Source organism: Streptomyces sp. SID3343 (genome assembly GCF_009865215.1).
In the GTDB taxonomy this organism is placed as follows: Bacteria; Actinomycetota; Actinomycetes; order Streptomycetales; family Streptomycetaceae; genus Embleya.
The window spans coordinates 1-207 of the sequence record NZ_WWJX01001641.1 but is presented as its reverse complement, the minus strand read 5'-3'; the positions used below and the strand labels follow the sequence as shown (position 1 = coordinate 207).

Sequence of the window (207 nt, the reverse complement as noted above, 5' to 3'; positions counted from 1 at the left end):
CGCGCCGACGCCCGTGCCCACGGTGACCCGCCAGCGGCCCGAGCGCACGGTCAGCACCTGGGTGCGATCGTGTCGGTGGGTGAGCACGCCCTCTCCGGTCCGTGCCCGCAGCCATGCGACCGAGAAACCGTGCGGATCGGCCAGGTGGGGTTGTTGGTGCCGATCCTCGGTGAGGCCGTATCCGATGACCGCGGCGAGCTCGGCGCC

The 207-nt window shown here is 72.9% G+C and carries 1 pseudogene; it reads right to left on the bottom strand.

Features of this window, described 5'->3' with window-relative positions:
* A pseudogene (locus GT354_RS52100) lies at positions 1-207 on the bottom strand (hypothetical protein); the annotation flags it as partial.